Source organism: Massilia sp. ST3, from assembly GCF_018119405.1.
Classification (GTDB): Bacteria; Pseudomonadota; Gammaproteobacteria; order Burkholderiales; family Burkholderiaceae_D; genus Telluria.
Window position 1 is genome coordinate 141,664 of the sequence record NZ_JAGPWC010000001.1, and the last position, 26,602, is coordinate 168,265.

General features: G+C 67.7%; 24 protein-coding genes. 14 read left to right on the forward strand and 10 right to left on the reverse strand.

Features of this window, described 5'->3' with window-relative positions; genetic code table 11:
* The first annotated feature begins 316 nt into the window (after positions 1 to 316).
* The 4 genes from KBW98_RS00575 (at position 317) to KBW98_RS00590 (ending at position 5,143) form a co-directional block, all read left to right on the forward strand.
* The gene (locus KBW98_RS00575) at positions 317 to 736 is read left to right on the forward strand and encodes an Rrf2 family transcriptional regulator (RefSeq protein ID WP_307727565.1); all 420 of its coding nucleotides are present in this window, start codon (positions 317 to 319) and stop codon (positions 734 to 736) included.
* Positions 737 to 1,015: 279 nt separating this feature from the next.
* On the forward strand, positions 1,016 to 2,875 hold the full coding sequence (locus tag KBW98_RS00580; protein WP_211518128.1) for a GGDEF domain-containing protein: 1,860 nt from the start codon (positions 1,016 to 1,018) through the stop codon (positions 2,873 to 2,875).
* 176 nt (positions 2,876 to 3,051) lie between these two features.
* Complete coding sequence (locus KBW98_RS00585; protein WP_211518129.1) at positions 3,052 to 3,222, forward strand: hypothetical protein; 171 nt, start codon at positions 3,052 to 3,054, stop codon at positions 3,220 to 3,222.
* Positions 3,223 to 3,247: 25 nt separating this feature from the next.
* Positions 3,248 to 5,143 (forward strand): PKD domain-containing protein, encoded by a 1,896-nt coding sequence (locus KBW98_RS00590; RefSeq protein WP_211518130.1) that lies wholly within the window; start codon positions 3,248 to 3,250, stop codon positions 5,141 to 5,143.
* A 398-nt stretch (positions 5,144 to 5,541) separates the two neighbouring features.
* Here KBW98_RS00590 and KBW98_RS00595 read toward each other — a convergent pair whose 3' ends face one another.
* A complete protein-coding gene (locus KBW98_RS00595; RefSeq protein WP_211518131.1) occupies positions 5,542 to 6,402 on the reverse strand; it encodes a hypothetical protein in 861 nt (286 codons plus the stop codon).
* Positions 6,403 to 6,762: 360 nt separating this feature from the next.
* Positions 6,763 to 8,769: a hypothetical protein gene (locus KBW98_RS00600; protein WP_211518132.1), complete on the reverse strand. Its 2,007-nt coding sequence runs from the start codon at positions 8,767 to 8,769 to the stop codon at positions 6,763 to 6,765.
* A gap of 281 nt (positions 8,770 to 9,050) precedes the next feature.
* Between KBW98_RS00600 and KBW98_RS00605 the strand changes: the two genes are divergently transcribed.
* From KBW98_RS00605 to KBW98_RS00615, 3 genes are all read left to right on the forward strand, one after another.
* On the forward strand, positions 9,051 to 10,472 hold the full coding sequence (locus KBW98_RS00605) for a nodulation protein NfeD (protein WP_211518133.1): 1,422 nt from the start codon (positions 9,051 to 9,053) through the stop codon (positions 10,470 to 10,472).
* Complete coding sequence (locus KBW98_RS00610; protein WP_211518134.1) at positions 10,469 to 11,236, forward strand: slipin family protein; 768 nt, start codon at positions 10,469 to 10,471, stop codon at positions 11,234 to 11,236. Before KBW98_RS00605 ends, KBW98_RS00610 begins: the two co-directional genes overlap by 4 nt.
* A gap of 192 nt (positions 11,237 to 11,428) precedes the next feature.
* Positions 11,429 to 11,707, forward strand: coding sequence for a hypothetical protein (locus tag KBW98_RS00615; RefSeq protein WP_211518135.1), 279 nt, complete (start codon positions 11,429 to 11,431; stop codon positions 11,705 to 11,707).
* A gap of 7 nt (positions 11,708 to 11,714) precedes the next feature.
* On the opposite strand, the gene KBW98_RS00620 is transcribed toward KBW98_RS00615, so the two are convergent.
* Positions 11,715 to 12,905 carry a tyrosine-type recombinase/integrase gene (locus KBW98_RS00620; protein WP_211518136.1) on the reverse strand — a complete coding sequence of 397 codons (1,191 nt, stop codon included), beginning with the start codon at positions 12,903 to 12,905 and terminating at the stop codon, positions 11,715 to 11,717.
* 216 nt (positions 12,906 to 13,121) lie between these two features.
* Between KBW98_RS00620 and KBW98_RS00625 the strand changes: the two genes are divergently transcribed.
* Together KBW98_RS00625 and KBW98_RS00630 are read left to right on the forward strand one after the other, a co-directional pair.
* Complete coding sequence (locus KBW98_RS00625; RefSeq protein WP_211518137.1) at positions 13,122 to 13,565, forward strand: DUF411 domain-containing protein; 444 nt, start codon at positions 13,122 to 13,124, stop codon at positions 13,563 to 13,565.
* A 100-nt stretch (positions 13,566 to 13,665) separates the two neighbouring features.
* A complete protein-coding gene (locus KBW98_RS00630; protein ID WP_211518138.1) occupies positions 13,666 to 14,040 on the forward strand; it encodes a hypothetical protein in 375 nt (124 codons plus the stop codon).
* Here KBW98_RS00630 and pnuC read toward each other — a convergent pair.
* Entirely contained in the window at positions 14,030 to 14,617 is a 588-nt protein-coding gene (gene pnuC, locus KBW98_RS00635) for a nicotinamide riboside transporter PnuC (RefSeq protein WP_211518139.1), read from the reverse strand. The two genes, KBW98_RS00630 and pnuC, sit on opposite strands and share 11 nt — an antisense overlap.
* A 91-nt stretch (positions 14,618 to 14,708) precedes the next feature.
* Positions 14,709 to 15,209, reverse strand: a complete 501-nt coding sequence (locus KBW98_RS00640) for a pyridoxamine 5'-phosphate oxidase family protein (protein ID WP_211518140.1) — start codon at positions 15,207 to 15,209, stop codon at positions 14,709 to 14,711.
* A 193-nt stretch (positions 15,210 to 15,402) separates the two neighbouring features.
* On the opposite strand from KBW98_RS00640, the gene nadB reads away from it, so the two are divergent.
* The 4 genes from nadB (at position 15,403) to KBW98_RS00660 (ending at position 19,981) form a co-directional block, all read left to right on the forward strand.
* Positions 15,403 to 17,031 (forward strand): L-aspartate oxidase, encoded by a 1,629-nt coding sequence (gene nadB, locus KBW98_RS00645; RefSeq protein ID WP_211518141.1) that lies wholly within the window; start codon positions 15,403 to 15,405, stop codon positions 17,029 to 17,031.
* Positions 17,032 to 17,076: 45 nt separating this feature from the next.
* Complete coding sequence (locus KBW98_RS00650) at positions 17,077 to 17,976, forward strand: DMT family transporter (protein WP_211518142.1); 900 nt, start codon at positions 17,077 to 17,079, stop codon at positions 17,974 to 17,976.
* Positions 17,977 to 18,050: 74 nt separating this feature from the next.
* Positions 18,051 to 18,956: an NAD-dependent protein deacetylase gene (locus KBW98_RS00655; RefSeq protein WP_211518143.1), complete on the forward strand. Its 906-nt coding sequence runs from the start codon at positions 18,051 to 18,053 to the stop codon at positions 18,954 to 18,956.
* Positions 18,953 to 19,981: an alpha/beta fold hydrolase gene (locus KBW98_RS00660; RefSeq protein WP_373888879.1), complete on the forward strand. Its 1,029-nt coding sequence runs from the start codon at positions 18,953 to 18,955 to the stop codon at positions 19,979 to 19,981. The genes KBW98_RS00655 and KBW98_RS00660 overlap by 4 nt, the downstream gene beginning before the upstream one ends.
* 182 nt (positions 19,982 to 20,163) lie before the next feature.
* Here the strand turns inward: KBW98_RS00660 and KBW98_RS00665 are convergent, their stop codons facing one another.
* The 5 genes from KBW98_RS00665 to KBW98_RS00685 form a co-directional block, all read right to left on the reverse strand.
* Positions 20,164 to 21,318 carry an alpha/beta fold hydrolase gene (locus KBW98_RS00665; RefSeq protein WP_211518144.1) on the reverse strand — a complete coding sequence of 385 codons (1,155 nt, stop codon included), beginning with the start codon at positions 21,316 to 21,318 and terminating at the stop codon, positions 20,164 to 20,166.
* Positions 21,319 to 21,497: 179 nt separating this feature from the next.
* Positions 21,498 to 21,812, reverse strand: coding sequence for a hypothetical protein (locus KBW98_RS00670; RefSeq protein ID WP_211518145.1), 315 nt, complete (start codon positions 21,810 to 21,812; stop codon positions 21,498 to 21,500).
* Positions 21,812 to 22,687 carry a carboxylating nicotinate-nucleotide diphosphorylase gene (gene nadC / locus KBW98_RS00675; RefSeq protein ID WP_211518146.1) on the reverse strand — a complete coding sequence of 292 codons (876 nt, stop codon included), beginning with the start codon at positions 22,685 to 22,687 and terminating at the stop codon, positions 21,812 to 21,814. The genes KBW98_RS00670 and nadC overlap by 1 nt, the downstream gene beginning before the upstream one ends.
* Positions 22,684 to 23,820 carry a quinolinate synthase NadA gene (gene nadA / locus KBW98_RS00680; protein ID WP_211518147.1) on the reverse strand — a complete coding sequence of 379 codons (1,137 nt, stop codon included), beginning with the start codon at positions 23,818 to 23,820 and terminating at the stop codon, positions 22,684 to 22,686. The genes nadC and nadA overlap by 4 nt, the downstream gene beginning before the upstream one ends.
* 62 nt (positions 23,821 to 23,882) lie before the next feature.
* Positions 23,883 to 25,484, reverse strand: coding sequence for an ABC-F family ATPase (locus KBW98_RS00685; RefSeq protein WP_211518148.1), 1,602 nt, complete (start codon positions 25,482 to 25,484; stop codon positions 23,883 to 23,885).
* A gap of 192 nt (positions 25,485 to 25,676) precedes the next feature.
* On the opposite strand from KBW98_RS00685, the gene KBW98_RS00690 reads away from it, so the two are divergent.
* Positions 25,677 to 26,558, forward strand: a complete 882-nt coding sequence (locus tag KBW98_RS00690; RefSeq protein WP_211518149.1) for a PEP-CTERM sorting domain-containing protein — start codon at positions 25,677 to 25,679, stop codon at positions 26,556 to 26,558.
* Positions 26,559 to 26,602: the final 44 nt, after the last annotated feature.

Below are 26,602 nucleotides of genomic sequence, written 5' to 3' on the forward strand. Positions count from 1 at the left end.
AGGAGGTGGCTTGGTACAGCTCAAGTACGCTTCTGTAACTCGCCAAGTTGCGCGTTCGTGCGTTTCCGGCACTCGACGAGTTGCGGTATCCAGCGCGGGTTTCTGCAACTCCACGCGTTGCGGATTCGCGCGGGAGCGTGCCAACGCGGGCGGGCGTCTCGCCCAAATACGTGTGTGGCGGATGGCGCAGCTTGCGAGGCTGGCTCTCAGGACCTTGCCGCCAAGCCGCCGGGGATTCGCAACTCAACGAGTGGCGGAATCCCGGGCCATTTCGCAACTCATCAAGTTGCGCTATCCTGCCCGCGAGGAGAGCTTAATGATGAGAAATGATTTTCGCCTGTCGAGGATGCTGCACGTCCTCGTCCACCTGCATGGCCGGAAAGGCGCCGCCAGTTCCGAGGAAATCGCCACCATGCTGGATACGAATCCCGTGCTGGTGCGCAGGATGATGGCCGGACTGCGCGCGGCCGGCTACGTCAGTTCGGCTGGCGGACGCGGCGGGGGCTGGACCCTGTCCGCCGACCCGGAAACCATTACCGTGCTGGATGTCTACCGCGCGCTCGAGGAGCCCGTGATTTTTGCGATCGGCCCCAGCGTCGACCATCCCGGCTGCGCCGTCGAGGAAGCGATCACGGGCACCCTCAACGTGGCCCTGGCCCAGGCGGCGGGCTCGCTCTTGCGGCAGTTTGGGGAGATCCGCCTGTCGGCCTTCCTGCCCGCTACCCGCCCCCACTAGGGTCTATCTGACTGAGTCTACGCCGCAGTGAGTTTTTCGTAGCGTCGACGGCTTTGCCGTCCACGCGGCGATCGTTTGCATCGAGATCATCCCGCGCGAGAGCGGAGCCTCTACCTATCACCCCGTCCACCTTACCGGTCGCGCCAATAATCAATTGGTCGCCTCCGCGTTAAGCCAGACAGACCCTAGGCGCGACGCGGAAGGAAGGGAATTGCCCAGATGATTGAGCTGTTGCCATTAGCTCATGTATATTGCACGTAAACACTGAATTTCCTCCCGATGCCCTCCACCGTCCGCCGCGCCGCCTGCAGCCTCGTCCTCGTCTTTGCCAGCCTCGGCCTGGTTAACTCGGCCCATGCCGGCCCCGACGCGGCATTGCTCGAAGCGGACAGGATCGGCGAAACCGATCCCGCCCGCGCGCTGGCGCTGCTGGATCGGCTGGCCCTTGACGCGGGCGCACGTCGGGACGCGGCCGCCCTGCAGGCCATCCGGCGGCGCAGCTGCTGGCTGCTCGGCGTCACTGCGCCGGAGAAGGCGCTGGCGCTGGTTCGCGGCGCGGGAACCGCCGATCCAGGCCTGCAGGTGTGCCGCGGCTACGCCTACGAACAGCTGAACCGTCAGGACGACGCGCTGGCCGACTACGAAAGCGGGGTCGAGGCGGGCAGGCGGCTCGGCGACGATGCGGTGCTGGCGCGGGCCCTGGCGCTGCGCGGCGAACAGCGCTACCTGCGCGGACTGTATGGCGGCGCCATCGAGGACCTGAAGGCCAGCTACGACCTGGAACGCAAGCTGGGTAACGACGGCAACCAGCGCTACGTCCTGAATGCCCTGGCCAACCTGTACGCCGACCGCAATGTCGGCGAATACGACAGCGCCCTGGCGCGCTATCGCGAACTGCTGCTGGCCAACGAGAAGGCGAACAACCGCAAGGGCGCCGCAACGGCCCACTTCAACATCGGGAGCACCAGCGAGAACAAGGGCGACCTGGCGCAGGCGCGCGAACATTTCGCGCTGGCGCTTAGGCTCGACGAGGCGCTCGGCGTACCCGAGGATATCGCCACCGACCGGCGGGCCTATGCGGTAGTCCTGTCCAAGCTGGGAGAACACCCCGCGGCCCTGGCGATGCTCGATGGCGCGCTGAGGATCGCGTCCGGCATGGCCCAGCCCGATCCCGACTTGGTCGCGGCGGTCCGGCTCTCGCGCGGCGGCGCGTTGCGGCGGTCCGGCCGCCATGCCCAGGCGCTGGCCGATTTGCAGGCGGCGCAGCGGCACTTCGAAGCGCGGCGCAACGACCGCTTCCTGCAGAAGATCTACGAGGAACAGGCCAGGACCCACGAAGCCTTGGGCGACTGGAAGGCCGCCTACGCGGCGCAGTCGCGCATGATGGCGGTGCAGGCGGCGCTGCACAAGCGGATGCTGGACGAGCGCACGACGCGCCTGCGTGTCCAGTTCGAGTCCGAGCAGGCGCGCCTGCGCAACGCCGGGCTGCAGTACCAGAACGCAGTGCAGCGCATCGAGCTCGACAAGGGCCGGACCATCCGCCGCTGGCAGCTGGCCGCGCTCGCGGCGAGCGCCGCGGCGATCGTGGTGCTGTGCATCCTCGGCCTGCGCCAGCGCAGGATCGGGCTGCGCATGCGCGACCTGGCGATGACCGATGAACTCACGCGCTTGCCGAACCGGCGCAGCCTGATGGCGTTCGCGGCCGAGGCCTTCGCCGGCGCCAGGAAAGAGGGCGGAGCGCTGTCGGTGGCGGCGCTGGACATCGATTACTTCAAGCGCATCAACGACCGCTATGGCCACGCGCTTGGCGACGTGGTGCTGCAGCGGGTCGGCCACGCCCTGCGCGGCGCGCTGAGGCCGGGCGATGCGGTCGGCCGCACCGGCGGCGAGGAATTCATCGTCGTGCTGCGCGGCGCTGGCGAACTCGATGCGCTGCGCGCGGCCGAACGGCTGCGCGAAGCGGTCGAGCGCATCGATTGCGGCGATCTGCCTGCAGGACTGGTGGTGCGCACCAGCGTGGGCGTGGCCCAGCTGGGCGTCCAGGCCGATACCCTGGACGCCCTCCTGGTGCGGGCCGACGAGGCGCTATACCGCGCCAAGGAGCGCGGCCGCAACCGCGTCGAGCTCAGCGCCGCATAGACCGCCTGGCGGCGCCGGCACCCGGGCTGTCGCTCGCACCGTCCGAGACGGAAAGCCGATCGAGGCGACGCGCGCCTATCCTGGGCGCATGAAATCCACGCGTGCAGGGTATTTGCTTTACCGCTCATGTCAGCACCAATATGATCGAGCGCATGGGGCGAGGCCCTGGAACCGAAGTGCGTCGCCTGATCCAGTTGCGGGACAGTGCGCTCGAGGATGCTTATGCCGCCGCCAACTTGGCTCGCAGCGGCCAGCCTGGCCCGGATGCATCGGTATCGGCTGGCGCCGGGCCGGCAAGAAAGCAGCGGCGCAAGCGTCCAGCCACCACAAAAGGTTTTTTGCTGTAATCGACAGCAGATATGCCCATGAGAGGTGTTCTCGGCCACGGTGTCGGGCCATGCACCGCAGGGCGCCGCCACGACCTCTGCCGAACGGCAGGCGGGCGCGGCGCGGGTTTGCTATCGCGTCATCAACCTGGGTGCCGGGGATGTTCCGGCTTTCCCTGCAATTAGCGCACATGGCCAGGTCGCGTACACGCTGAACCAGTCCGATGGCGCAGCCAGCGCCTGGTTCTTCGATGGCAAGACCTCGGTCGATATCGGCACCCTGGGCGGACCCTCGGCGGCGGCCAGCGGCATCAACGATGCGGGGCAGGTGAGTGGAACGTCCTCGCTCGCGGGCAGCCCATTCGCCCGTGCTTTCCGGTGGAGCAAGGAGACGGGGATACTCAACCTGGGCGGGCTGTTCATCACGTCCTCAGGCGGCGTCGCCATCAACAACAAGGGACAGGTCGCGGGCACCGCGGGCGCGCCGGACAGCTCCACGCATGCGTTCCGCTGGAGCGACGCGGAAGGCATGATCGACCTCGGCATGCTTGCGCCCCTGGGAAGCCTGGGATTCAGCAACGCCACCGCCATCGGTGAGGACGGCACGGTCGCGGGCTGGGGAACGGTCGCCAATTTCGACGGGCATGCGTTTGCATGGACACCGGGGACCGGCATGCTCGATCTCGGCACGCTCGGCGGCTCCTACTCGATCGCCGCCGGCGTGGACGCCGAGGGGCGGGTCGCGGGCACCGCAGCGGTCCCCGGCAACCTGAACCATGCCTTCATATGGAGCCGCAAGGGTGGCATGCGGGACCTGGGCACCTTCGGCGGCACCCAATCCTTCGCGGGGGCGATCAGCGACAAAGGCCAGGTAGTGGGCGGCTACTATATCGGCGACACGCTGCGCGGCTTCAGCTGGACCCGCGCCGGCGGCATGGTCGATCTCGGGACCTTCGGCGGCGACGTCACCAATGCCCTCGGCGTCAACAACAAGGGGCAGGTCGTCGGTTCGTCGATGACGAAACGCGGCGATTCGCGCGCCTTCGTCTGGTCCGCCCGGGACGGCATGGTCGACCTGAACCGGCGCCTGCGCCACGCGCCGCCCGGCCTGGTGGTGGAAGCCGCGGCGGTCATCTCCGACAATGGTTCCATCGTGGCCTTCTCGAATGCGGGGCTGGTGCTGTTGCGGCCTGACTGCGGCTGCAAGGGCGGGCACGCCGCCGGTCCCGTCATCGCGCCCAGCGTGGTCGAGGTCGGCGCACCCTTCGATGCGTCGGTCGGCTTTGCAGGCGCCGATGCCTCGGCGCGGCACCATGTGACCTGGTCCTTCGGCGACGGCAGCGGCGACCGGGCCGGCGACGCGCGGGCAAGCAAGGGCGCGGGCAGCGCCACCGGGCGCCATGTCTACACCGCGCCAGGCATCTATACGATAGTCGCGCGCGTGGTCGACCTTGGCGGCCGAAGCGCCACGGTCAGCCGGACCATCGTCGCCCATGACCGTGCGAAAGGAGCGGGTGGCGGCAACGGCGCGTTCATGTCGCCGGCCGGCGCCAATCGGAAGGATGCCCACCAGGCTGGGACCGCGACATTCAGTTTTGTCTCGCCGCCGGCACGCGCAAGGGCGACCGGGACCAAGGCCGAGCTGAGATTCCACGTGGGCACCCTGAGCTTCCGGAGCGACGAGTTCCGGCCCGTCGGCGCGGACGCCGCAGACGGACGCTTCGAAGGCACAGGGAAGATCAACGGCCAGTCCAAGGTCCGGTTCACGCTGTACACGACGCCTGGCGACGCGGGCGGCGCGAACGGATCCGGGCACGTGGGGCTGAGGATCTGGCATGCCGATCCCAGGACCGGGGCGGATGTCGTCGATTACGATAACCAGCCGGCGCGGACCGGCGGCGCCAATCCATTGCGCGAAGGGCAAATTTTCCTTCTGCAGTAAGGCGGCGCGAACGTCCGGAACTCCGGGCGCATGGCGGCGGGTCTGGTCGACCCGGTTGAATCCCGCACCAGGGCCGCGGCAAGCGGCGCTCGCTTGGGTTGGCGGGCGCCGGCTCAAGAACTGCATAAGACGCACGAACCGGCCATCTGCGGAAGCTCCAGGCCGGGAAAGGCCAACGGCAGCGGAACAAGCGAAGTACGCATAATCTATATTATGTTAAATGCGCTATCTGTTCGCAGCGCATTCGAGGACAAGCCGAGCGGGTGCTGCGGCATCCAGCGCGAATCCCGCTCCCCTTGTAGGAACAGGACTACCCGGAATACCACGGCTTCGCCCGGATCTTTGCCCACGCGAGATGGGAAAGCCGTCCCTCTCCGGTTCCTTGTTTTCGCCCGGCTTCAATGGTGCTGCCACAGGATGGCGGATGCGTCGTCGGCCCGCTTCACCGCCAGTGCAGCGCCGCCGAAGCTCGCGCGCTCGTACGCGCGCAGCTCGTCCAGCACCGCGCCGAGGCCGAGGCCGAGACAGCGCAGCGCCAGTTCTTCGGACGTGTACAGCCCGTAGGGGCTGACAAGACGGTAGAAACCGTCCGTCGTCACGAGCAGCGACGATCCAGGCGGCAGCGCGATATCGATGGTCCGCGCGGCAAAAGGACCTGCCGGCTTCAGGCACAGGATCGACGGCGATGGCCCGCTATTCTGTGCTTCTCGCCGCGCGCGCAGCATCGGCAGGAGCCGTGCGCGCCGCTGCGCGGCGTCGGTGACGCCCTCGGCGACGAGCCGCGCGATTTCGGCCTGCAGCACGGCTTCCTGCGGATTCACGAAAGGATCGAGATCGACCACGCCGGCATCCGGCGTGCACAGGAGCGTCGTGCAGTCGCCCAGGCTGTACAGCCGAAGCCGGCGGCCCTGGCCGGCGTCTTCGATGCGCGCCCACGTCATGGCGCCGATCGGCCACGCATGCAGCGGCACCTCGGCGCCGCCGGCACGCTCCAGGAATTCCTCGTGCAAGGATGCGGCCGCACGATGGACGCACTCGTGCTGCGGCAGTCCCATGTGCGCGTAGCGCGCCAGCTGGTCTGCGAAGCCTTGCGCGAACCAGACGACGTCGCCGCGTTCCGGGTCGATGTAGTCGCGCTCCGCCACGGACGTGCCGCCGTCGATCACCAGCAGGTCGAGCCGGCCGGCAGCCTCGTGGAAGGCCACCACATCTTCGTTCGCGCCGCTGTCCGCGCCAGAGGAAACGGTTTGTACGCGCATGTCTGAAATCCCTCCCCAACTTGCAACGAAGGCAATGTACCGGGGGAAGCTATCAAAAACAAGTCTTTCCCGGACTACAGCACAAACTCGACAATATATTTGCTAATGTCGAGTGAGAATTGCCTGGAATCCTGCGCAGTTATCCCTTCCTGGGCAATTTGATTGCGACGAAACGGCAAGCCGTTCCGGATGCGGACCCCGAGAACGACGCTGGCGGCGGCCGATGGGCGTCGAGACGACGCCGTGCTGGCCCGGCGCCCCAGGCCGCGCGGTACTGCCGCAGCGGCCGTCGGCACACGGCCCCTTCGCTCCGAAGCGCCCTGCCTGGCGGTCTTGCACACTGCCCCGGTCGGGCGCGCTTCATTCGCTCAGGACCAGCTGCCCTTCGACGACCTCGGCCTGCCCCTGCGCGCCCGGTCCAATGGCAGCCTTCGCTTTCGCGGGTGCGCCACTGTCATAGTCGACGGCTTCCCGTCCTGACGCGTCGGTGTGCGTGACGCGCACGCGCAGGCTGTCCCTACCCTCCACCGCATCGGTCGCCTCGAGCTGGAACCGGTGCCCGGGCCGGCCATTGAGGCGCCCGGTTCCCTCGAGGCGTGCCGTCCGCCCGTCCCTGGCCGCGGCAAGGACCCGGTCGGCTCTGAACTCCACAGGACCGGAGAAGACCAGCAGCGGCCCTGCCTTGCGTACCTGCGCCGCGGCCGCCGCCTGCTCGCCGAGTGGCGCCCAGACGGTGAATCGCAGCGGTCCGGAGGCCGGTCCGGCCGCGCCGCCCGCGCCTCCTGTTCCTGCGAGCGCACCGCGGCCGCTGAGCGTCGCCATACCCGGTTCGCTGACGAAGACCTCCTTGCGCACCTGGGTGTGCCGCCCGCCCGAATCGGCGATCGTCACGGTGACGGTATGGAAGCCGGCTTCGCAGAAACGGTGCTGGAAGTCGATCCGCCCGACGCCGCGCGCCTCGCGCAGGAGCGGGAGCGGCGAGGAGCAGCCGTCGGACCAGTCGACCCGCGCAGTGTGGCTCTGCGTGGGCGAATTGTCGACAAAGCCGAGCGACAGGCGCAGCTCCGCGCCGAGCGCCGCCTCACCGGGCAGTCCGGCGATCGGCCCGAGCACGGGGGCGTCGGTGCCGCGCGTTCCCGGGCGCAGCAGTACCAGGCCCGCGTTCGAGTGCGCGGCGATGACGCCCGCATCGTTGATCGCGGTCGCCGCGTGAATCACGAGGCCCGGCGGGCCCCGGTAGACGCGCGTGGTCAGGTCGAGCGGATTGGCCAGCCCGGGCCAGCGCACCGCCCGCAAGCCCTGGCCGGGCCGGCGCTCGAGCGCGCCCACCATCTCGCCACGGTTGTTCAGGTCGACCAGGTCGGCAGTTTGGGCGCCCCCGCGCGGCAGCAGCACCAGGCCGCGCGAGCGTGACCAGAGATAGGGCAGGAAACCGCCGGCGGTCTCGGTCAGCCCCGCTACCTCACCCCGGTCGTTCAGTGCCGCGACCAGGCGCACGCCGGCGTTTCGCGCGCCAATCGGCACCCGTCCGCTGCGCGGACTCCAGTAAAAGGCGAGCTCGCTCTCCTTGCCGGCGCTGTCCGAGACCCCCGCCGCCGCGCCCCATCTGTTGACGTGATAGGTGAAGCCGCGCAGGCCGCCCATGGTGCCCAGGTCGGTGACGCGGCCGGCGCTGTCCCAGACGGTCGCGTGGATGCTGCCATCCGCCACGTCCGCGAAGCCGCCCGCCAGTGCGGCGTCATTCATGGTCCATGCCTCGGACAGCGACAGCGGCACCGGGCCGAGCATGCGCAGCCGCCCGTCCGGATCCCAGCGCACGGCGCGGGCGGTAATGCCGGCCGCCGGGATGGCGCCGGCCACCTGGTTCCTGTCGTTGACCGCGCGTGCGCTCGCGCCAAGCGGTCCGGGAAGCGCGCGCATGCCGCGTGCCGCGGTCCAGGTGAAGGCGCGCTGGGCGCCGAAGGGTTCGCTGGCGTCCAGGGTGTCGCCGACCACCACGCCGCGGTTGTTCAGGCCGCGTACCGAGGTGGAGCCGCCCCCCAGGGAGCCGAGAGAGTAAATGCGGTCGCCATCGAAGAAGCCCGCATCGCCGAAAACAAATGAGGAATAGGCAAGCTGCCCCTTTTCGTTGAGGTAGGCGCTGGCGCCCTCCTCCATCGGCATGTTCACCACGCTGTAGTAATACGCGCCGTGCGCGCGATGGTCCGGGCTTTCCTCCCCCGGGGAGACCAGGACGGATTGCTGTTGCGGCGCTGCGGGCTGCCCGCCGCCGTTGGCCATGCTGCTGGCGGCCAGGGCCAGCGGCCCAAGCAAGGCCGCCAGCGTCCACCCGCCGCTGCGGGGACGTTTGTCATGTTGCTGGTTCATGTTGCGCTCCATTGCTCGAAGTTGGTTGCCGCGCGGAGTCCGGAAACGGACACCCGGAGCGGACTCCGGCGCCGCCGGCGCTGAGTCCAGACTGTAGGCCGATCGCCGGTTGCGGGACTGACGCGGCACAAACGCGCCCGGTGGTAAAAATGCGGTGTAGACTGAACTTATTCGCTCCGCAGCGTTCGTCACGGACGTGCATGCAAGCAAACGAAACCGATGGCAACGCTCGGCGGTCAAAGCCATGACGCGGCGTCGATGCGCATGTTTTGGAGAGAACGATGTGCTGGCGAACATGCTGGTCCCTGCTGGCGGCGGCGCTGATGGCGTTCGCGGCATGGACGCATGCGCCCGCGGCGGGTGGCCCCGGCGTCGGGCTCCTGAACGTCGACGGCGCCATCGGCCCGGCGACGGCCGACTATATTGCACGCGGCATCCAGGACGCCGCCAGCCGCCGGTTCCAGCTTGTGATCCTGCAAATGGACACGCCGGGCGGCCTCGACACCTCGATGCGCGCGGTCATCAAGGCCATCCTCACCGCGCCGCTGCCGGTGGCCGTGTACGTCGCACCCAGCGGCGCGCGCGCGGCCAGCGCCGGCACCTATATTCTGTATGCAAGCCATGTAGCGGCGATGGCGCCGGGCACCAATCTGGGCGCGGCCACGCCGGTCGAGATCGGCATCGGCCCGCAGCAGCCGGGGCCGGGCCAGGCGCCGCTTCCCGGCAAGGGTGGCGGCAACGGGCGTGGCAAGGACGCGGCCGAGGGCAAGCATCCGGACGCACCCATGACCAAGAAACAGGTCAACGACGCGGCCGCCTACCTGCGCGGCCTGGCCCAGATGCGCGGCCGCAATGCCGACTGGGCGGAACTGGCCGTGCGCGAGGCGGTCAGCCTGAGCGCCCACGACGCCCTGCAGCAGAACGTGATCGACCTGATCGCCGAGGACGTTCCGTCGCTCCTGGCCCAGCTCGACGGCCGCAAGGTGCTCGTGCACGGCAAGACCCATCAGCTGCAGACCCGGGGTGCGGCCGTGAGCCCGATCGAATCCGACTGGCGCAACCGTTTCCTGGCGGCGATCGCCAATCCCAGCGTGGCCCTGCTCCTGATGACCATCGGCGTTTATGGGCTGGTATTCGAGTTCATGAACCCAGGCTTCGTGGCGCCCGGGGTGATCGGCGCGATTTCGCTCCTGCTCGGCTTGTACGCCCTGCAGCTGCTCCCGGTGAACTACGTCGGCCTGGCCCTGATCCTGCTCGGCCTGATGTTCATGGTGGCCGAGGCCTTCCTGCCGAGCTTCGGGGTGCTGGGCCTGGGTGGCGTGGCGGCCTTCGTGGCGGGCGCGCTGATGCTGATCGACACCACCCTGCCCGGTTTCGGCATCCCGCCGGTCCTGGTCGTGACATTGGGAATCATGAGCGCCCTCTTGCTGGTGGGCGTCGCCAGGATTGCGCTGGCCACGCGCCGGCGGCCCGTCACCAGCGGCGCCGCCGGCCTGCCCGGCTCCCTGACACGGGTCGAAAGCGTGGAGCTGGCGCCCGGGCATGCGGGCTGGGTCAGGCTGGAAGGCGAACTGTGGAAGGCGGTCAGCGACGCGCCCCTCAGGCCGATGCAGCTGGTGAGGGTGCTGCGCCGCGACGGCCTGACGGTGCGGGTAGTCCCGGTCGAGCACGAGCAGGGGGATAAACGGGGAGGATGTGCATGATCTTCGAAATCGGTATCGGCATCGGGGGACTCCTGGTCCTCGTCCTCGGCCTGCTGGCGGCCGCCATCCACATCCTGCGCGAGTACGAGCGCGGGGTGGTGTTCCAGCTGGGCCGCTTCTGGGGGGTACGCGGTCCCGGCCTGATCATCATCATTCCGGTGCTGCAGCAGATGGTGCGGGTCGACATGCGCACCGTGGTGCTGGACGTCCCGACCCAGGACGTGATCTCGCGCGACAACGTCTCGGTGAAGGTGAATGCGGTGATCTATTTCCGCGTGGTCGACCCGGACAAGGCCATCATCCAGGTCGCCAACTTCCTGGAAGCGACCAGCCAGCTCGCGCAGACGACCTTGCGCGCGGTGCTCGGCAAGCACGAGCTCGACGAGATGCTGGCCGAGCGCGAGCGCCTGAACATGGATATCCAGCAGGTGCTGGACGTGCAGACCGACGCCTGGGGCATCAAGGTGGCCAATGTCGAGATCAAGCACGTCGACCTCGACGAATCCATGGTCCGCGCCATCGCGCGCCAGGCCGAGGCCGAGCGTGAGCGGCGGGCAAAGATCATCCACGCCGAAGGCGAGCTGCAGGCCTCGGAAAAGCTGCAACAGGCCGCCTTCGTGCTGTCGCAGCAGGCCGGCGCGATGCAGCTGCGCTACATGCAGACCCTGAGCGCGATCGCCGGCGACAAGTCCTCGACCATCGTGTTCCCGCTGCCGGTGGACATCCTGGCCGACCTGGCCGCGGCCCGCGACAGCCGGCGTTGAGCCATACCGGGGAGGCCGCCCCTGCCCGCTCGGGATTGTAGTCGACAGCGGTGCCCAGGGCTTGTCGCGCTTCGCCTTCCCTCGCTGACAAGCGCGCACATACCGCCGCGCACGGTAGGCGCCGGCGGTTTGCGCCCCGGCTGTCCCTGCGTGACAATGCCCTATGCGAACTGATCATTCGAAAGGAGCAGCATGAACATTACCGTGAAGAACACGACGCCGGACACGGCGCGCATCACGCTGGTAGGCGAACTCCAGGACGGCAGCTTCGACGCGAAGGTCATGGCGGAAACGGCCGTTCCCTACACGCCCTACTGGGACAAGCAGCTCGAGCAGCGCATCGTCTACATCCAGCCCGATCCGGAGCAGCTCGCTTCCATCCTCGCGGCCCTCAACGACCGCCGTCTGTCACTCGACGAGTTACAGAACTACGGCAGCGCGGCCGGGGGCACGTCCTCGATCCCGGTCTGAGGCAGCCCTACAATAGTCCCTTGGCGCCCGGGGCGCCGACGATCTCGTCGTGGCGCTCGTGATCCTGCTTGTGCAGGTAGGCGGCGGTGGTCGCGATGTTGGCGTGGCCGGCCGTGTCCTGCAGGGTCTTGAGCTGTACCCCGTTGTTGGCGTGGTTGGTCAGCATGCTGTGCCGCAGCCAGTGGGCCGAGGCCTGGCGCAATGCCGATGCGCTGTCGCCGTCGCCCCTGGACGCGGCCTCGTCGGCCGCCGCCTGGAACACGGCCTTCAGCGCTTCCGACGCTGCTTCGTCGGTAATCCGCACGAATTCCTTGCTGCGGCTCGACAGCACCAGCGGCATGCGGTCGGCGCGCCCGGTCTGTTCGAGCAGGCCGAACGCGCGCCGGTAGTCGCGGAAGGCGGCCAGCATGGCCGGCGGGACCGGCAGGCGGCGCGGCTTGGCGCCCTTGCCCATCACGTCCAGCCACCAGCGCCCGTCGCCCTCGCTGTAGATCGCGCCCATGTGGGCGCCGACGATCTCGTTCAGGCGCGCGCCGGTCTGGGCGAAGGCGACCAGCAGGAAACGGTCGCGCTCGCGCTGGCGCAGTGCCGTCTCGCTGCCGGCCGGCCGCGCTTCGACCGTTGCGAGGGCCAGCGCGATCGCCTGGGGCGTCAGGTAGCGCGTGATGCGGCTGGCGTGCGGCGCCCGCACGTTCCTGACCAGGCGCGCTGGGTTGCGGCGCAGGTAGCCGGTCTGCTCGGCATAGGTCAGCACGCCCTTGATGGCAATCATCGCCTGGCGCCGACTGGGGTCGGACAGGGGTCCGGAAAACGGCCTGTAGCGCGGATCGCTGCGCGGCCATTTGGTGCTGCAGATCCAGGTGGCGGGCGGCTGCTTGAGGAATTCCTTGTAGGCGTTCAGGTCCGCCACGCTGAGCTGGCGGAAGGTCTTCCCGGCCTCTTCGCGGCACCAGGTCAGGAAGCGGTACAGCTCCTTCTGCACGTTGGCGATCGATTTTGCGCTCAGCTCGCCATGCGAGATGTATTCGCGCGCCAGCTCGGCGTCGGTGCGGGCGTCCGTGACCGGCTCCTCGTGCGGGTGGCGGCCGAGCCCCGCCTCGGGACGGGTGGCGGCGGCCCGGTCCAGGCCATCGTCGGGCAGCGGGTCGAGATCGATCGGCAGGAAGAGACGCGTATGCTTGGCCGGCGGAGTGGACATAGGAAACGAGAAATACTGTGATTATGTACAGTATAGCATCGCCGTTTCGCTGCGCGGTAGCCCGGCAATGCGGCTGCCCGGTTCCGGCCTGACACGCTTCGATACAATTCGGCCGCCGTGTGCCGGCCACCGGCAGCCTTTGCGCTGGTATAGTGAGCGCGATTTTTCCTGCCCGCCCAAAGCGGGCAGGCTCACCAGATTCCAACAGGAGCAGGCATGGTCAAGCGTTTCCTCATCCAATCCGCCAGTGCGGTGCTGTTCGGACTCCCCCTGGCCGCCGCGGCCGCACAGCCGGTCATCGAGGTGTTCAAGACATCGACCTGCGGCTGTTGCAAGGAATGGGTCAAGCACCTGGAGGCGAACGGCTTCACCGTCAAGGCCCAGGATGTCGAGAACCCGTCCGACTACCGCGCGAAGTTCGGTATTCCGGAACAGTACGGCTCTTGCCACTCCGGACGCGTCAACGGCTATGCGCTCGAGGGTCACGTGCCGGCGGCCGAGATCAAGCGCATGCTGGCCGAGAAGCCGAAGGCGGTGGGACTGGCCGTGCCGGCCATGCCGCTCGGCTCGCCGGGCATGGAAGGCCCGCGCAGCGATCCCTACGACGTGTTCCTGATCAAGAACGGTGGCCAGGCCGCGGTATACAAGCACTACAACTGAGGCCGCTTCAGCCTAGTCCTACAGCAGCGCCCACGGCGCGCCGATAGCGCCGCCTTGCGGCGCGCGCCACAATGGGCCTCCACAACGACAGGAGGCCGTCATGACTTCACCTGCAGGCACACCAGGCCGCCAGGACGATCCCTCGACCACGATCGGTGTCGGTGGCGTCACCTCGGGCCAACAGGGCGCCACGCCCAGCCACGAAACCCAGCAGGAGACCGGCGGCAGCGGCGGCGATGGATTGACCCGCAACCAGTCCGGCGAGACCGCGAACGCCCCCGCCAGCGAAGCGCTGGAAGCCGGGAATGAAGATGGCGGCATGGCCGGCGAGGCCGGCGACAGCGCCATGACCCATGTAAACCGTGGCGCCCAGGACACCCGTTCCAGCCAGGCTGGACGGACGGCCACCGGCATGGGCTCGCCGGAGACCGGCGGCAACCAGACCGAAGGCGACCTGCCCCCGGTCAGCCCGTGACGGCCAGTGCGGCCTGCGCCTCGCGCCGGGCCAGCTTGCGCCACCATATCCAGGACACGATCGCATTGATCCAGAACCCGACGTAGAGCGCCGAGGTCAGGTACAGCTCGCGGCTGAAGTAGAGCGGCGCCGCGACCGTGTTCACCAGCAGCCAGACCGGCCAGTTCTCGATGCGCCGCTGCATCATGAGCAGCTGGGCGATCACGCTGAACACCAGCACGGCCGAATCGACGAAAGGCGCGTAGGCATTGGTGTAGTAGTGCAGCAGCGCGCCGTAGGCCGCGGTCGCGGCAATGCCGGCCGGGACCATCCATGCCAGCGTACGCAGCCCGGCATGGGTGATCGGCAGCGGCGTCCCATGGTCGCCGCGCGCCCAGCGCCACCAGCCCAGGATGCTGGTCGCCACGAAGAATACCTGCAGCAGCACGTCCGCATACAGCCGGCTCTCGGCGAACAGCACGCCGAACAGGCTGCAGCCGACGATCCCGGTCCACCAGGTGTGAACACTGTTGCGTCCCGCCAGCACGATGGCCGCGGCCGTGAAGGCGTTGGCCGCCAGTTCCAGCGGCCCGATCATCGCTTGCCGCGGCGCCGGATCTTCTCCATGCTGCGCTCCAGTATCAAAACGCCTACTGTAAGCGAAGCCAGTGCGTCGCGGCAAGACTCCCCTAGAGGCGAATGGTGCCGTGCTCGGCGTCGACGTCGGGCGTCGACCCCGTGACGGCCGCCTTGGCCATGGCGAACAGGCGCACCATCTTGCTGTCGTTCGAATCCCAGTACTCGGCCGCGTGCGGCGCCACCCGCACCAGCACCACGTGCTCGTCCTCGGGGCCGGCCGGGAACCAGGCCTGCACCATCGGGTTCCACAAGGCCTTGACCTGGTTGCGGTCGACCACGCGTTCGGCGGTGCCGCTGACCGAGACATAGGTGCTGTCCTCGCTGTTCGCGAAGCTGACGTTGACCTCGGGGTCGTGGGGGATGCTATCCCACAGGGCCGTGGTGCTGCGCACGTAGAACCAGAGGCCGCCTTCGCGGTCTACCTGCTGGTTGGTCATGGGCTGGCTGGCCAGGTGGCCGTGCTGGTCGCGGAAGGTGAACATGGCGAAGCGCATCGACCCGATCTTGTCGGCGAGCGCGGCGGCGTGGGCGGAGGTGTCGTGGCTGGGCATGGCAAATCCTCGTCGTGGTGAAAGTCCCGATCCTAGCCGGGCCCGGCCTGCCCATCCGTGCGCCGTCGTACCTTGGCCGCACCTGACCCGCATTTGGCCCGCATTTGGCCCGTCCGTCGTGCCCGCTGCCCGGCCCGACGCGCCGGCCGCAAATCGCTTATAGTGATGCCTCTGTACAAATATGACATTTGCCATGAAATTTGACGTCGCTATTGTCGGCAGCGGTCTGGCCGGCCTGTCGGTGGCCCTGCACCTTGCCCAAACCCGGCGGGTTGCGATCATTTCGAAGCGCGAACTACTGGACGGCGCGAGCAACTGGGCCCAGGGCGGCATCGCGGCGGTGCTCGATTCGGGCGACAGCCACGACCAGCACATCGCCGACACCCTGGTGGCCGGCGCCGGCCTGTGCGACGAGGCGGCCACCCGCTACATCGTCGAGCACGGCCGCGAAGCGATCGAATGGCTGATCGAGCAAGGCGTCCCCTTCACGCGCGACGAGACCGCGGAACTGGGCTTCCACCTGACCCGCGAGGGCGGCCACAGCCAGCGGCGCATCATCCACGCGGCCGACGCCACCGGCCACGCGGTCCAGGTGACCCTGGAGCAGAAGGTGCGCGCCCACCCGAACATCGCCCTGTTCGAGCACCACTGCGCGATCGACCTGGTCACCTCGGACAAGCTGACCGGCAAGGGCGTCCAGGGCAACGCCCCGCACCTGGTCGGCCAGCCGCGCTGCTACGGCCTGTACGTGCAGGACGAGCGCAACGGCAAGGTGCTGACCGTGGAGGCCGAGCACACCGTGCTGGCCACCGGCGGCGCCGGCAAGGTCTACCTGTACACCACCAATCCCGACACCGCGACCGGCGACGGCATCGCGATGGCCTGGCGCGCCGGCTGCCGCATCTCGAACATGGAATTCATCCAGTTCCATCCGACCTGCCTGTACCACCCTTATGCCAAGTCCTTCCTGATCACCGAGGCGATCCGCGGCGAAGGCGGCCTGCTCAAGCTGCCGCCCGAGGCCGGCGCCGCGGCCGGCACGCGCTTCATGCCGGCCCACGACGAGCGCGGCGAACTGGCCCCGCGCGACGTGGTCGCGCGCGCCATCGACTTCGAGATGAAGAAGCGCGGCCTCGACTACGTGCACCTGGACATCAGCCACCAGGACCCGGACTTCCTCAAGGAGCACTTCCCGACCATCTACGCGCGCTGCCTGGAGCTGGGCATCGACATCACGAAGGAGCCGATCCCCGTGGTGCCGGCGGTGCACTTCACCTGCGGCGGCATCGTCACCGACCTGGCCGGCCGCACCGACATCCCGGGCCTGTACGCCGTGGGCGAGACCGCCTGCACCGGACTGCACGGGGCCAACCGCCTGGCCAGCAATTCGCTGCTCGAGTGCGTGGTCGTGGGCCGCGCCTGCGCGCACCAGATCGCGGCCGCGCCGGCGGTGCAGAATCCGGCGCTGCCGCCCTGGGACGAAAGCCGCGTCACCAACGCCGACGAGGAAGTCGTGATCGCCCACAACTGGGACGAGCTGCGCCGCTTCATGTGGAACTACGTCGGCATCGTGCGCACCACCAAGCGCCTCGAGCGCGCCGAGCACCGCATCGAGTTGCTGAAAGAAGAGATCGACGAGTACTACCGCAACTTCCGCATCACGCCGGACCTGCTGGAGCTGCGCAACTTGGTCGAAGTCGCCCATTTGATCGTCCGCAGCGCACTGTCGCGTCACGAGAGCCGCGGCCTGCACTTCTCGCGCGACTTCCCGGACACCTTGCCCAAGGCCTTGCCGAGCGTGCTGGCGCCGCGCCGGCGCTGAGCTCTCCCGCTTTACCGGCCCGCCTCGAGCGGGCCGCATCCCGCCATGAACCGCCAAGCCCTCACGCCCTCGACCATCCTGTTCCTGACCATTCCGCCCATCCTGTGGGCCGGCAACGCCGTGGTCGGGCGCCTGGTGCGCGACGCCGTGCCGCCGATGACCCTGAACCTGATCCGCTGGGTGCTCGCATTGGCCATCCTGGTGCCGCTGGGACGGGCCGCCCTGCGCAGCAGCAACGGGGTGCTGGCGAACTGGCGCCGCTACGCCATGCTGGGTCTGCTGAGCGTCGGCCTGTACAACTCGCTGCAATACCTGGCCCTGCAGACCTCGACACCGATCAACGTCACCCTGGTGGCGTCCGGGATGCCGGTGTGGATGCTGCTGGTCGGCCGCCTGTTCTACGGGGTGCCGGTCAAGCCGCGCCAGGTGGCGGGCGCCGTGCTCTCGATCCTGGGCGTGCTGGTGGTGCTGTGCCGCGGCGACCTGGAGCAGCTGGCCGCGCTGCGCCTGGTGGTGGGCGACCTCTACATGATCCTGGCCTCGATCGCCTGGTCCTTCTATAGCTGGATGCTGATGCAGCAGAAGGACGTGCCGGCGCTGCGCCAGGACTGGGCAGCCTTCCTGCTGGCCCAGGTCGGCTATGGCGTGCTGTGGTCGGCCGCGCTGGCCGGCGGCGAGTGGGCCGTGAGCGGCATCGACATCGCCTGGGGCTGGCAGGTGGCGGCCGCCTTGCTCTACGTGGCCATCGGCCCAGCCATCCTGGCCATGCGCTTCTGGGGCGCGGGCGTGCAGCGCGCAGGGCCCAGCCTGGGCGCCTTCTTCATCAACCTGACGCCGCTGTTCACGGCGCTGCTGTCGTCCGCCTTCCTGGGCGAGGCGCCGCACCTGTACCACGTGCTGGCCTTCGGCATGATCGTGGGTGGGATCGCGGTCTCGGCCCGTTAGTGTTGCCACGGAATCGTGTTTAGCGGCTACCCGCGCGGGTGTTACGATCCCATGCATAGGGAGGAATTCGCAACATGGCAGAAGCTTTCACTGTCCAGGCCACTGTGCAGGACCGCGCCGAGGAACTGGCCGCCTTCCTCGACCGGCACAGCCGTACGCTGGTGCTCACCGGCGCCGGGCTATCGACCGCCTCCGGCATTCCCGATTACCGCGACCGCGAGGGAACGCGGCGCGGCAAGCAGCCCATCCAGGGGCCGGAATTCAGACGCTCACCCGCCGTGCAGCGGCGCTACTGGGCGCGCAGCATGGTTGGCTGGCCGGTGCTGGCCAAGGCCACGCCCAACCATGGGCACCAGGCCCTGGCGGCGCTGGAAGCGAGCAACAGGATCGGCTTCATCCTCACCCAGAACGTCGACGGGCTGCACCACCAGGCCGGCAGCCACGCGGTGCTCGAACTGCACGGCAACATCCATCACGTCAAATGCCTGGCCTGCGGCGCCCAGTTCCCGCGCGCCTTCGTGCAGACCCAGCTCGAGGACGCCAATCCGGCCGTCGCGCAGTCCATGGCCATGCCATTGCCCGACGGCGACGCCGCCCTCGATACCGATGCGCTCACCGATTTCCAGCTGCCCTGGTGCGTCCACTGCGGCGGCGCCCTGGCCCCGGACGTGGTCTTCTTCGGCGATAACGTGCCCGCGGCGCGCACCGCCTGCGCCCTGGCGCAGATGGAGATGGCCGACGCGCTGCTGGTGGTGGGGTCTTCGCTGATGGTGTACTCGGGCTTCCGTTTCTGCCGCCTGGCCACCGAGAGCGGCAAGCCGATCGCCGCCCTCAACCTGGGGCGCACCCGCGCCGACGAGCTGCTGCACCTGAAGCTCGACGAATCCGCCGAGCACGTGCTGCCGCTGGTGGCCCAGCTGCTGGGTGCGCGGCCGCCCGCGCCGCCGCCGGCGTTCATCGACCATAGGGGAATATTGTGAACCAACGCTACCGCAGCAACTCGCCGGCCGTCCGCCCGGGACTGCTTTGGGCCGCCGCCGGCCTGGCCGCCTCCTGGCTGTTCGTGCAGGCCCGCACCCGCCAGGTGGAGCGCGAGCATCCGCCCGAAGGCAAGTTCGTCACCGTCGACGGGGTGCGCCTGCACTATTTGGAACGGGGCGAAGGCCCTGCCCTCGTGCTCCTGCACGGCAATGGCGTGTATGCCAAGGACTTCGAACTCAGCGGCCTGCTCGACATGGCCGCCCGCCATTACCGCGTGATCGCCTTCGACCGCCCCGGCTTCGGTTACAGCGAACGGCCGCGCAGTACCGTCTGGACGCCCGACAGACAGGCGCGGCTGCTGCACGGCGCGCTGCGCGAGATCGGCGTCGAGTCCGCCATCGTGCTCGGCCATTCCTGGGGCACGCTGGTGGCGCTCGCGATGGGCTTGCAGGAGCCCGACTTCGTGCGCGGACTGGTGCTCATGTCCGGCTATTACTATCCCAGTGTGCGCCTCGACGCTCCGCTGTCCTCGCCGCCGGCGGTGCCGCTGATCGGCGACCTGATGCGCTACACGGTGTCGCCCCTGGTCTCGCGCATGATCTGGCGGCCGGTCATCAAGCGCGCCTTCTCGCCGCGGCCGGTGGCGGAACGCTTCAGCGGCATGCCGGTCTGGATGGCCCTGCGCCCTTCGCAGCTGCGCGCGAGCGCGGCGGAAAGCGCGATGATGATCCCGGCCGCGATGTCGCTGGCCCGGCGCTATGGTGAACTGAAAGTACCGGCGGTCATCCTGGCCGGCACCCAGGACCGGGTCGCCAGCTCGGGCCACAATGCCGAGCGCCTGCACGAGGGACTGGCGCACAGCCAGCTGGAGCTGGAGCCGGGTACCGGCCACATGTTCCACTACGCCCATCCGGACAAGGTGCTGGCAGCCATCGACGCCATCGCCACCCAGGTGGGCGAACCGGTCACGTTGCGCAGTCCCGGCGCCGAGGCGCTGGCGCGCGCCAGCGAGAGCGGGGTCTAAGTATTCCCCCATCAAGCAATGCGTTGTTGGCTGCCATCACCGGCGCGCTGCTGCGTCGGCTCCTGCTTGCAGTGCTTGCACTGCCGCACACTCGCCGCCGTGCATCGCATCCGATTCTGTGTGCCAAACTCAGCTTTATTTCTTGTCGAGTACTTGGCACCTGCAGGCAATCCATGTAGCGCTCATGGACGCGCCGCGAAAAACTGGGTGCCGACGCTGTGGCGCGGCAAGCCGAGCTGTTCGGGTTTTTTCCTCAGGTAGTCGAATCCATCACGGTCGCCCTTCAGGGCGCCATTCAGGAAGTGCAGGACATAGCGCGCGCTCTGGGCGTAGGACTGGGCGATTTCGTCGCGGGTGTAATCGCCGAGATCGAGCGGATCGAGACGCAGGTAGCTGCTGCCGAAATACACGTGCTCCATCGCGTACATCGTCACCAAGTAGACGTCGGCGCCAGTCATCTTCTGCAGGATGCTGCCGGAGTAGTCAGGTTTGCGTCTCACCCCACGTTCGAAAGGCTGCGGCCGCTGGGCCAGGTAGAGCAGCGGCGTACGTAACCGTTCCGGCTTCAGATAGGCGACTTGCTCGAGCATGGCGTGGGCGTAACGGACCGAGCCGTCCAGGCAGACGAGGGCCTTGATGCGTTCGTCTTGGGCCGCAGCCAAAACATTGGCCATGCCTCCCCAGGAAAAGCCGGCGACGGCCAGGCGAGTGATATCGGCCTGTGGCAGCGATTGCGCATAGCCGACCAGGAAACGGATGTCGGCCGCCTGGGCTTCGGCGTGTGCCAGGTCGGTGCGTTGCGAACGCTGGTCGACGCCCAGCGCCGGACTGGCGAGCACGAGATAGCCATGGCTGGCGATAAATTCCATCATCTCGGCATTCTCGAACACATTGCTGCTCAAACTGGGCGAGTAGATCACCACCGGGTACTTGCCCGGCAATGGCTTCGCATCGCGCACGGCCCAGCGGATATCGCTTCTTTCAGCCGCGATCTCGGCCGCGGACTTGGTGCCGGTGACCATCTTCAGCCACTCCGCGAGCACCTTGTTCCGCTCTGCCGGCGTGCGGTCAAAGTCGTCATCCCAACCCAGCAGCTGAAGATAGTCGTCGTAGCGCATTGCTTGCCCACCTTTTTGTGCCGGATACCAGATCGCGGTCTGAATGGGGCGCGGCTTGCCTTGCGCGGTCGAGGGATAGGAGCGGCTTGCATCGTGTTGTTGCACGACGCGGAAACCGACGGCGAAGGCCCCGGGAGCATTCAAGAAAGGAAAAGCCTGCGCGGCAAGGGCTGGCAAACTAGCGAGCAGGAGCAGACATAACGCGGCAAGCCTTAGCATGAGACCTCCAAAATGTAGTGTTGATTCCTCAACTGTAGCATTGGAAGTCATCAGGCAGGCAACATTATTGCGCTCAGAAGGAACTTATGATGCCATCCTATGGAATTTACTCTTACTGCATAAGAGCAGGAGGCGATTTCAAAAGCAGAGTCACAATCGCTGCCGCCGCTCGAACCGCTTCAGTTCTGCGACAGGAACTTGAGGATCAGGCCGGTCACGAGGAAGGCCGCCATCGCTAGCGACAGCGCGCCGATGAGCATGGGCGAGCCGATGGTATCGGCCTGGCTGTCGGCTTTCATGCGCAGCGCGCGGCCCGGCACCACGGGCCGCAGGAAGCCGCGCACGCCCAGCAGCAGCATGCCGACACCGAAGAACAGCTCGCCATTCAGGCCGTAGCGCAGGCCATCCGCGAGCTGCGGCAGTCCCAGCAGCAGGCCGAAGCCGAGCCAGAACAGCCGCGAACCGAGCGCGCGCTTGAGTTTGGCCGTCGACATCAGGCGACGATGCGCAGCGAGTAGTCGGTCGCGCGCACGTCCTTGGTCAGGCTCCCGATCGAGATGCGGTCGACGCCGGTCTCGGCGATGGCGCGCACGGTGCCCAGGTTGACGCCGCCCGAGGCTTCCAGCAATGCGCGGCCGCCATTCACCTTGACCGCTTCGCGCATCATGGCGAGGTCGAAGTTATCCAGCAGCACCGACTTGACGCCCGCCGCCAGCGCTTCCTCGAGCTGGACGATGGTCTCGACCTCGATCTGCACGGGGGCGCCGGAACCGAGGGCGTCGGCCGCCCGCAGGGCCGCGGTGACGCCGCCGGCCGCGGCGATGTGGTTTTCCTTGATCAGGATGCCGTCGTACAAGGCCATGCGCTGGTTCTTGCCGCCGCCCACGCGCACCGCGTACTTCTGCGCCAGGCGCAGGCCCGGCAGGGTCTTGCGGGTGTCGAGGATGGCGGCATTCGTGCCGGCCACCACGTCCACGTACTTGCGCGTGGCGCTCGCCACGCCGGACAGCAGCTGCATGAAGTTGAGCGCCGCGCGCTCGGCCGTCAGCAGCGAGCGGGGCGAGCCGGCGATGGTGCAGACCACGCTGTCCGCCGCCATCAGGTCGCCTTCGGCATACTTCCAGTCGATCTCGAGGTCCTGGTCGACCGCCAGCATGACGCCCTCGAACCAGGGCGCGCCGCACAGCACGGCCTCCTCGCGCACGATGACACGAGCCTGCACCCTGGTGTCGCTGGGCACCAGCATGCCGGTCAGGTCGCCGGTGCCGACGTCTTCCAGCAGCGCGGCCAGGATGTTCTGTTCGAAGGCCGCCTGCAGCTTGTCGTCCAGCTCGCCGTCGGGAATGAAGGGGTTGCGCAGGGTCGTCATGCCGGGCCCACTCCCGAGAACAGCTTGGCGTTCTGCTCCAGCGCGCCTTGCGGCAGCGCTTTTGCTTTCTTGGCGGCGGCGAAGTCCAGCATGCGGTCGATCGCACGCTTGGCCTGGCGGCCGGTTTCCGGATCCACGTGCACCTGGTTGGCGCCGCTCTCCAGCACATCCGCCAGGTTGCGCAGGCCGTTCATGGCCATCCACGGGCAGTGGGCGCAGCTCTTGCAGGTGGCGCTGTTGCCGGCGGTCGGGGCTTCGATGAAGGTCTTGCCCGGCGCGGCCATGCGCATCTTGTGCAGGATGCCATTGTCGGTCGCCACGATGAAGGTGGTGGCGTCCATGTCGCGTGCGGCGTTGATCAGCTGGGTGGTGGAGCCGACCACGTCGGCCTGGGCCACGACGCCCGCGGGCGACTCCGGGTGCACCAGCACCTTGGCCTCCGGATGTTCGGTCTTGAGCAGGTCGAGCTCGATGCCCTTGAACTCGTCGTGCACCAGGCAGGAACCCTGCCACAGCAGCATGTCGGCGCCGGTCTGCTTCTGGATGTAGGCGCCCAGGTGGCGGTCCGGGGCCCACAGGATCTTCTTGCCCTGCTCGTGCAGGTGCCGGACGATGTCGAGGCCGATCGACGAAGTCACCATCCAGTCGGCGCGCGCCTTCACGGCGGCGCTAGTGTTGGCGTAGACGACCACGGTGCGGTCCGGATGCTGGTCGCAGAAGGCCGCGAATTCGTCGGCCGGGCAGCCGAGGTCGAGCGAGCAGGTGGCGTCCAGGTCGGGCATCAGGACCGTCTTTTCCGGGTTCAGGATCTTCGAGGTCTCGCCCATGAAGCGCACGCCGGCCACCACCAGGGTCTTGGCCGGGTGGTCGCGCCCGAAGCGCGCCATTTCCAGGGAGTCGGACACGCAGCCCCCGGTTTCCTCGGCCAGGTCCTGCAGGTCGGCGTCCACGTAATAATGGGCCACCAGGACCGCGTCGCGCTCCTTGAGCAGGCGCCGGATGCGTTCCTTGAGTTCGAGTTTCTCGGCCGCGCTCGGGGCGGCGGGCGTACGGGCCCAGGCTTCGGCGGTGCAGGCGGCGCCGGCCACCGGGCGGTCGTATTCGTAGGTCTTGATCGGGAGTACGGTATTCATGCGAAATATGATCTCACAATGCTACTTGCGGCGCTGAGGGCGGGCATGCCGCCCCCCCCTCATCAGTCGATGCCCTGGCTCTTCAGGTATTCCTCGTAGTTGCCCTGGAAGTCGACGATCTCGTTCTCGCGGATCTCCAGGATGCGGGTGGCCAGCGAGGACACGAACTCGCGGTCGTGCGAGACGAAGATCAGGGTGCCGGCGTACTTGTCGAGCGCGATGTTGAGCGACTCGATCGATTCCATGTCCATGTGGTTGGTCGGCTCGTCCAGCAGCATCACATTGTGGCGGCCCAGCATTAGCTTGCCGTACATCATGCGGCCCTTCTCGCCGCCGGACAGCACCTTCACCGACTTCTTGACCTCATCCCCGCCGAACAGCAGGCGGCCCAGGATCGAGCGCACGGCCTGGTCGTCGTCGCCTTCCTGGGTCCATTGGCCCATCCAGTCGGTCAGGTTCTCGCCGCTGGCGAATTCCTCGGTCGGATCCTGGGGCATGTAGCCGACGTTGGCGTTCTCGGCCCACTTGACGCGGCCGTGGTCGGCGTCCAGGCCGGTGATGTCCTTGCCGCCGATGCAACGCAGCAAGGTGGTCTTGCCGGCGCCGTTGGCGCCGATGATCGCGATGCGCTCGCCGGCCTCGACCATGATCGAGAAGTTCTTGAACAGCTGGCGGTCATAGGCTTTCGACAGGCCTTCGGTCTCCACCGCCAGGCGGTGCAGCTTCTTCTCGCCTTCGAAACGCACGAAGGGATAGGCACGCGAGGAAGGCTTGAATTCCTCGATCTTGATCTTGTCGATCTGCTTGGCGCGCGAGGTCGCCTGGCGCGCCTTGGATTTGTTGGCCGAGAAGCGGCGCACGAAGTCCTGCAGTTCGGCCACTTTTTCCTTGGCCTTGGCGTTGTTCGCCAGCTGCTGGTTGCGGGCCTGGGTCGAGGCCAGCATGTAGTCGTCGTAGTTGCCCGGATAGACCTTCAGGGTGCCGTAGTCCATGTCGGCCACGTGGGTGCAGACCTGGTTCAGGAAGTGGCGGTCGTGGGAAATGATGATCATGGTCGAGTTGCGCTCGTTGAGCACGTTCTCGAGCCAGCGGATGGTGTTGATGTCCAGGTTGTTGGTTGGCTCGTCCAGCAGCAGGATGTCCGGGTTCGAGAACAGGGCCTGGGCCAGCAGCACGCGCAGCTTCCAGCCCGGCGCCACGGCGCTCATCGGGCCCTGATGCAGCTCGGTGCCGATTTCCAGGCCCAGCAGCAGCTCGCCGGCGCGCGCCTCGGCCGAGTAGCCGTCGTATTCGGCGACCTTGCCTTCGAGTTCGGCCGCGCGCATGTAGTCGTCGTCCGTCGCTTCCGGATTGGCGTAGATGGCGTCGCGCTCGGCGATGGCGTTCCACAGCTCGGTGTGGCCCATCATGACCACGTCGAGCACGCGCACGTCCTCATAGGCGAACTGGTCCTGGCGCAGCTTGCCCAGGCGCTCGCCCGGGTCGAGGCTGACGTTGCCGGCCGAAGGTTCCAGGTCGCCGCCCAGGATCTTCATGAAGGTCGACTTGCCGCAGCCGTTCGCGCCGATCAGGCCGTAGCGGTTGCCTTCGCCAAACTTGACGGAAATGTTTTCGAACAGCGGCTTGGCGCCGAATTGCATCGTGATATTGGCAGTAGAGAGCACGGTGTACCTTTGGAAGCGTTGGTCGGCGAATTTCGCCGATCGGATAACCGGCTATTCTATCATTTCAGACCCCTCCATGGGAGGAGGCGGCCTTGTTGTATGCGCACGAAAGTATCGCGCCGATCCTACCCCGTCCCAAGCGTGCGCACGGCCGGGCTTGCTATGCTTGGCGCATCCCGAAAGGAGGCAAGCATGAAGCGTGTTCCTTTAAGCATCACCCTGCTGCTCGCGGGACTGGCCTGGGGCGCGGGCGCCGCGGCCCAGGCCCAGTCCGGCTGGGAACTGAGCGGGCGCGTCAGCCACGGCAATCTCGGCTATACCTTGTACGATCTCGATCCCACCGACGGTATCGATCCTTCCCTGAGCTTCCTGCCCCTGGCGGCGGCGCCCGAGGACCGCAAGGGCAACCTGACCGCTGCCTTCGATCTGCGCACCCCGGTGCTTGGCAAGGCGGACAAGCGCTACGGCGCCGACCTAGCGCCCTACAGCTACACCTTCGCCATCGAGAATCGAGCGGGATTCACCGCCAGCGCAAGCGGACGGGGCGATCCGGGCGCGGCGCGGATCGGCATCGAGGCCTGGGCCCGGCCCTCCGAGGAAGGCCCGCTCAGCTTTGGCTACAGCTGGATCCAGGGCGACGCCCTGCCCTTCGTCCTGTCGCCGAATACCCGGGTAAGCTTCAGCAGCGCCGGTTCGTATGCGGCGGACATCGCCGCAGGCGACTTCGCCGGGCAGTTCCTGACCGAGAACCTGCTCCAGGTCTATACCATGGGCGCCGACGGCCAGCTGGAGGGCGACGAGCACCGCCGCATGGGGGCGGACATGCGCAGCGTCGCGGGTGGCGACGGTTTCACGCACGCGGGGGACTTTGCGCTCGATGTGGACTGGTACAACTGGGAAGACAGCCAGGCCCAGGGCTGGGTGGGGCTGTATTCGTATGCCAGCATCCATCTGCTGAGCGCCAATGTTCCGCCGCCGGTGCCGGAACCCGGGGTGCTGCCGATGCTGGCGGCCGGACTGGCCGGGCTGGCCTGGCGGACGCGCAGACGGTGCAGCCCGGATCTATCTGACTGAGTCCAAGCTTGGATAACTCGTAGGGTGGACGGGGTGATTCAGGC

Bases quoted from the DNA above. Each gene is read 5' to 3' on its own strand.
- KBW98_RS00575 (WP_307727565.1), top strand. From the start codon at position 317: ATGATGAGAAATGATTTTCGCCTGTCGAGGATGCTGCACGTCCTCGTC.
- KBW98_RS00580 (WP_211518128.1), top strand. From the start codon at position 1,016: ATGCCCTCCACCGTCCGCCGCGCCGCCTGCAGCCTCGTCCTCGTCTTT.
- KBW98_RS00595 (WP_211518131.1), bottom strand. From the start codon at position 6,402: ATGCGCGTACAAACCGTTTCCTCTGGCGCGGACAGCGGCGCGAACGAA.
- KBW98_RS00600 (WP_211518132.1), bottom strand. From the start codon at position 8,769: ATGAACCAGCAACATGACAAACGTCCCCGCAGCGGCGGGTGGACGCTG.
- KBW98_RS00605 (WP_211518133.1), top strand. From the start codon at position 9,051: ATGTGCTGGCGAACATGCTGGTCCCTGCTGGCGGCGGCGCTGATGGCG.
- KBW98_RS00610 (WP_211518134.1), top strand. From the start codon at position 10,469: ATGATCTTCGAAATCGGTATCGGCATCGGGGGACTCCTGGTCCTCGTC.
- KBW98_RS00615 (WP_211518135.1), top strand. From the start codon at position 11,429: ATGAACATTACCGTGAAGAACACGACGCCGGACACGGCGCGCATCACG.
- KBW98_RS00620 (WP_211518136.1), bottom strand. From the start codon at position 12,905: ATGTCCACTCCGCCGGCCAAGCATACGCGTCTCTTCCTGCCGATCGAT.
- KBW98_RS00625 (WP_211518137.1), top strand. From the start codon at position 13,122: ATGGTCAAGCGTTTCCTCATCCAATCCGCCAGTGCGGTGCTGTTCGGA.
- KBW98_RS00630 (WP_211518138.1), top strand. From the start codon at position 13,666: ATGACTTCACCTGCAGGCACACCAGGCCGCCAGGACGATCCCTCGACC.
- pnuC (WP_211518139.1), bottom strand. From the start codon at position 14,617: ATGATCGGGCCGCTGGAACTGGCGGCCAACGCCTTCACGGCCGCGGCC.
- KBW98_RS00640 (WP_211518140.1), bottom strand. From the start codon at position 15,209: ATGCCCAGCCACGACACCTCCGCCCACGCCGCCGCGCTCGCCGACAAG.
- nadB (WP_211518141.1), top strand. From the start codon at position 15,403: ATGAAATTTGACGTCGCTATTGTCGGCAGCGGTCTGGCCGGCCTGTCG.
- KBW98_RS00650 (WP_211518142.1), top strand. From the start codon at position 17,077: ATGAACCGCCAAGCCCTCACGCCCTCGACCATCCTGTTCCTGACCATT.
- KBW98_RS00655 (WP_211518143.1), top strand. From the start codon at position 18,051: ATGGCAGAAGCTTTCACTGTCCAGGCCACTGTGCAGGACCGCGCCGAG.
- KBW98_RS00665 (WP_211518144.1), bottom strand. From the start codon at position 21,318: ATGCTAAGGCTTGCCGCGTTATGTCTGCTCCTGCTCGCTAGTTTGCCA.
- KBW98_RS00670 (WP_211518145.1), bottom strand. From the start codon at position 21,812: ATGTCGACGGCCAAACTCAAGCGCGCGCTCGGTTCGCGGCTGTTCTGG.
- nadC (WP_211518146.1), bottom strand. From the start codon at position 22,687: ATGACGACCCTGCGCAACCCCTTCATTCCCGACGGCGAGCTGGACGAC.
- nadA (WP_211518147.1), bottom strand. From the start codon at position 23,820: ATGAATACCGTACTCCCGATCAAGACCTACGAATACGACCGCCCGGTG.
- KBW98_RS00690 (WP_211518149.1), top strand. From the start codon at position 25,677: ATGAAGCGTGTTCCTTTAAGCATCACCCTGCTGCTCGCGGGACTGGCC.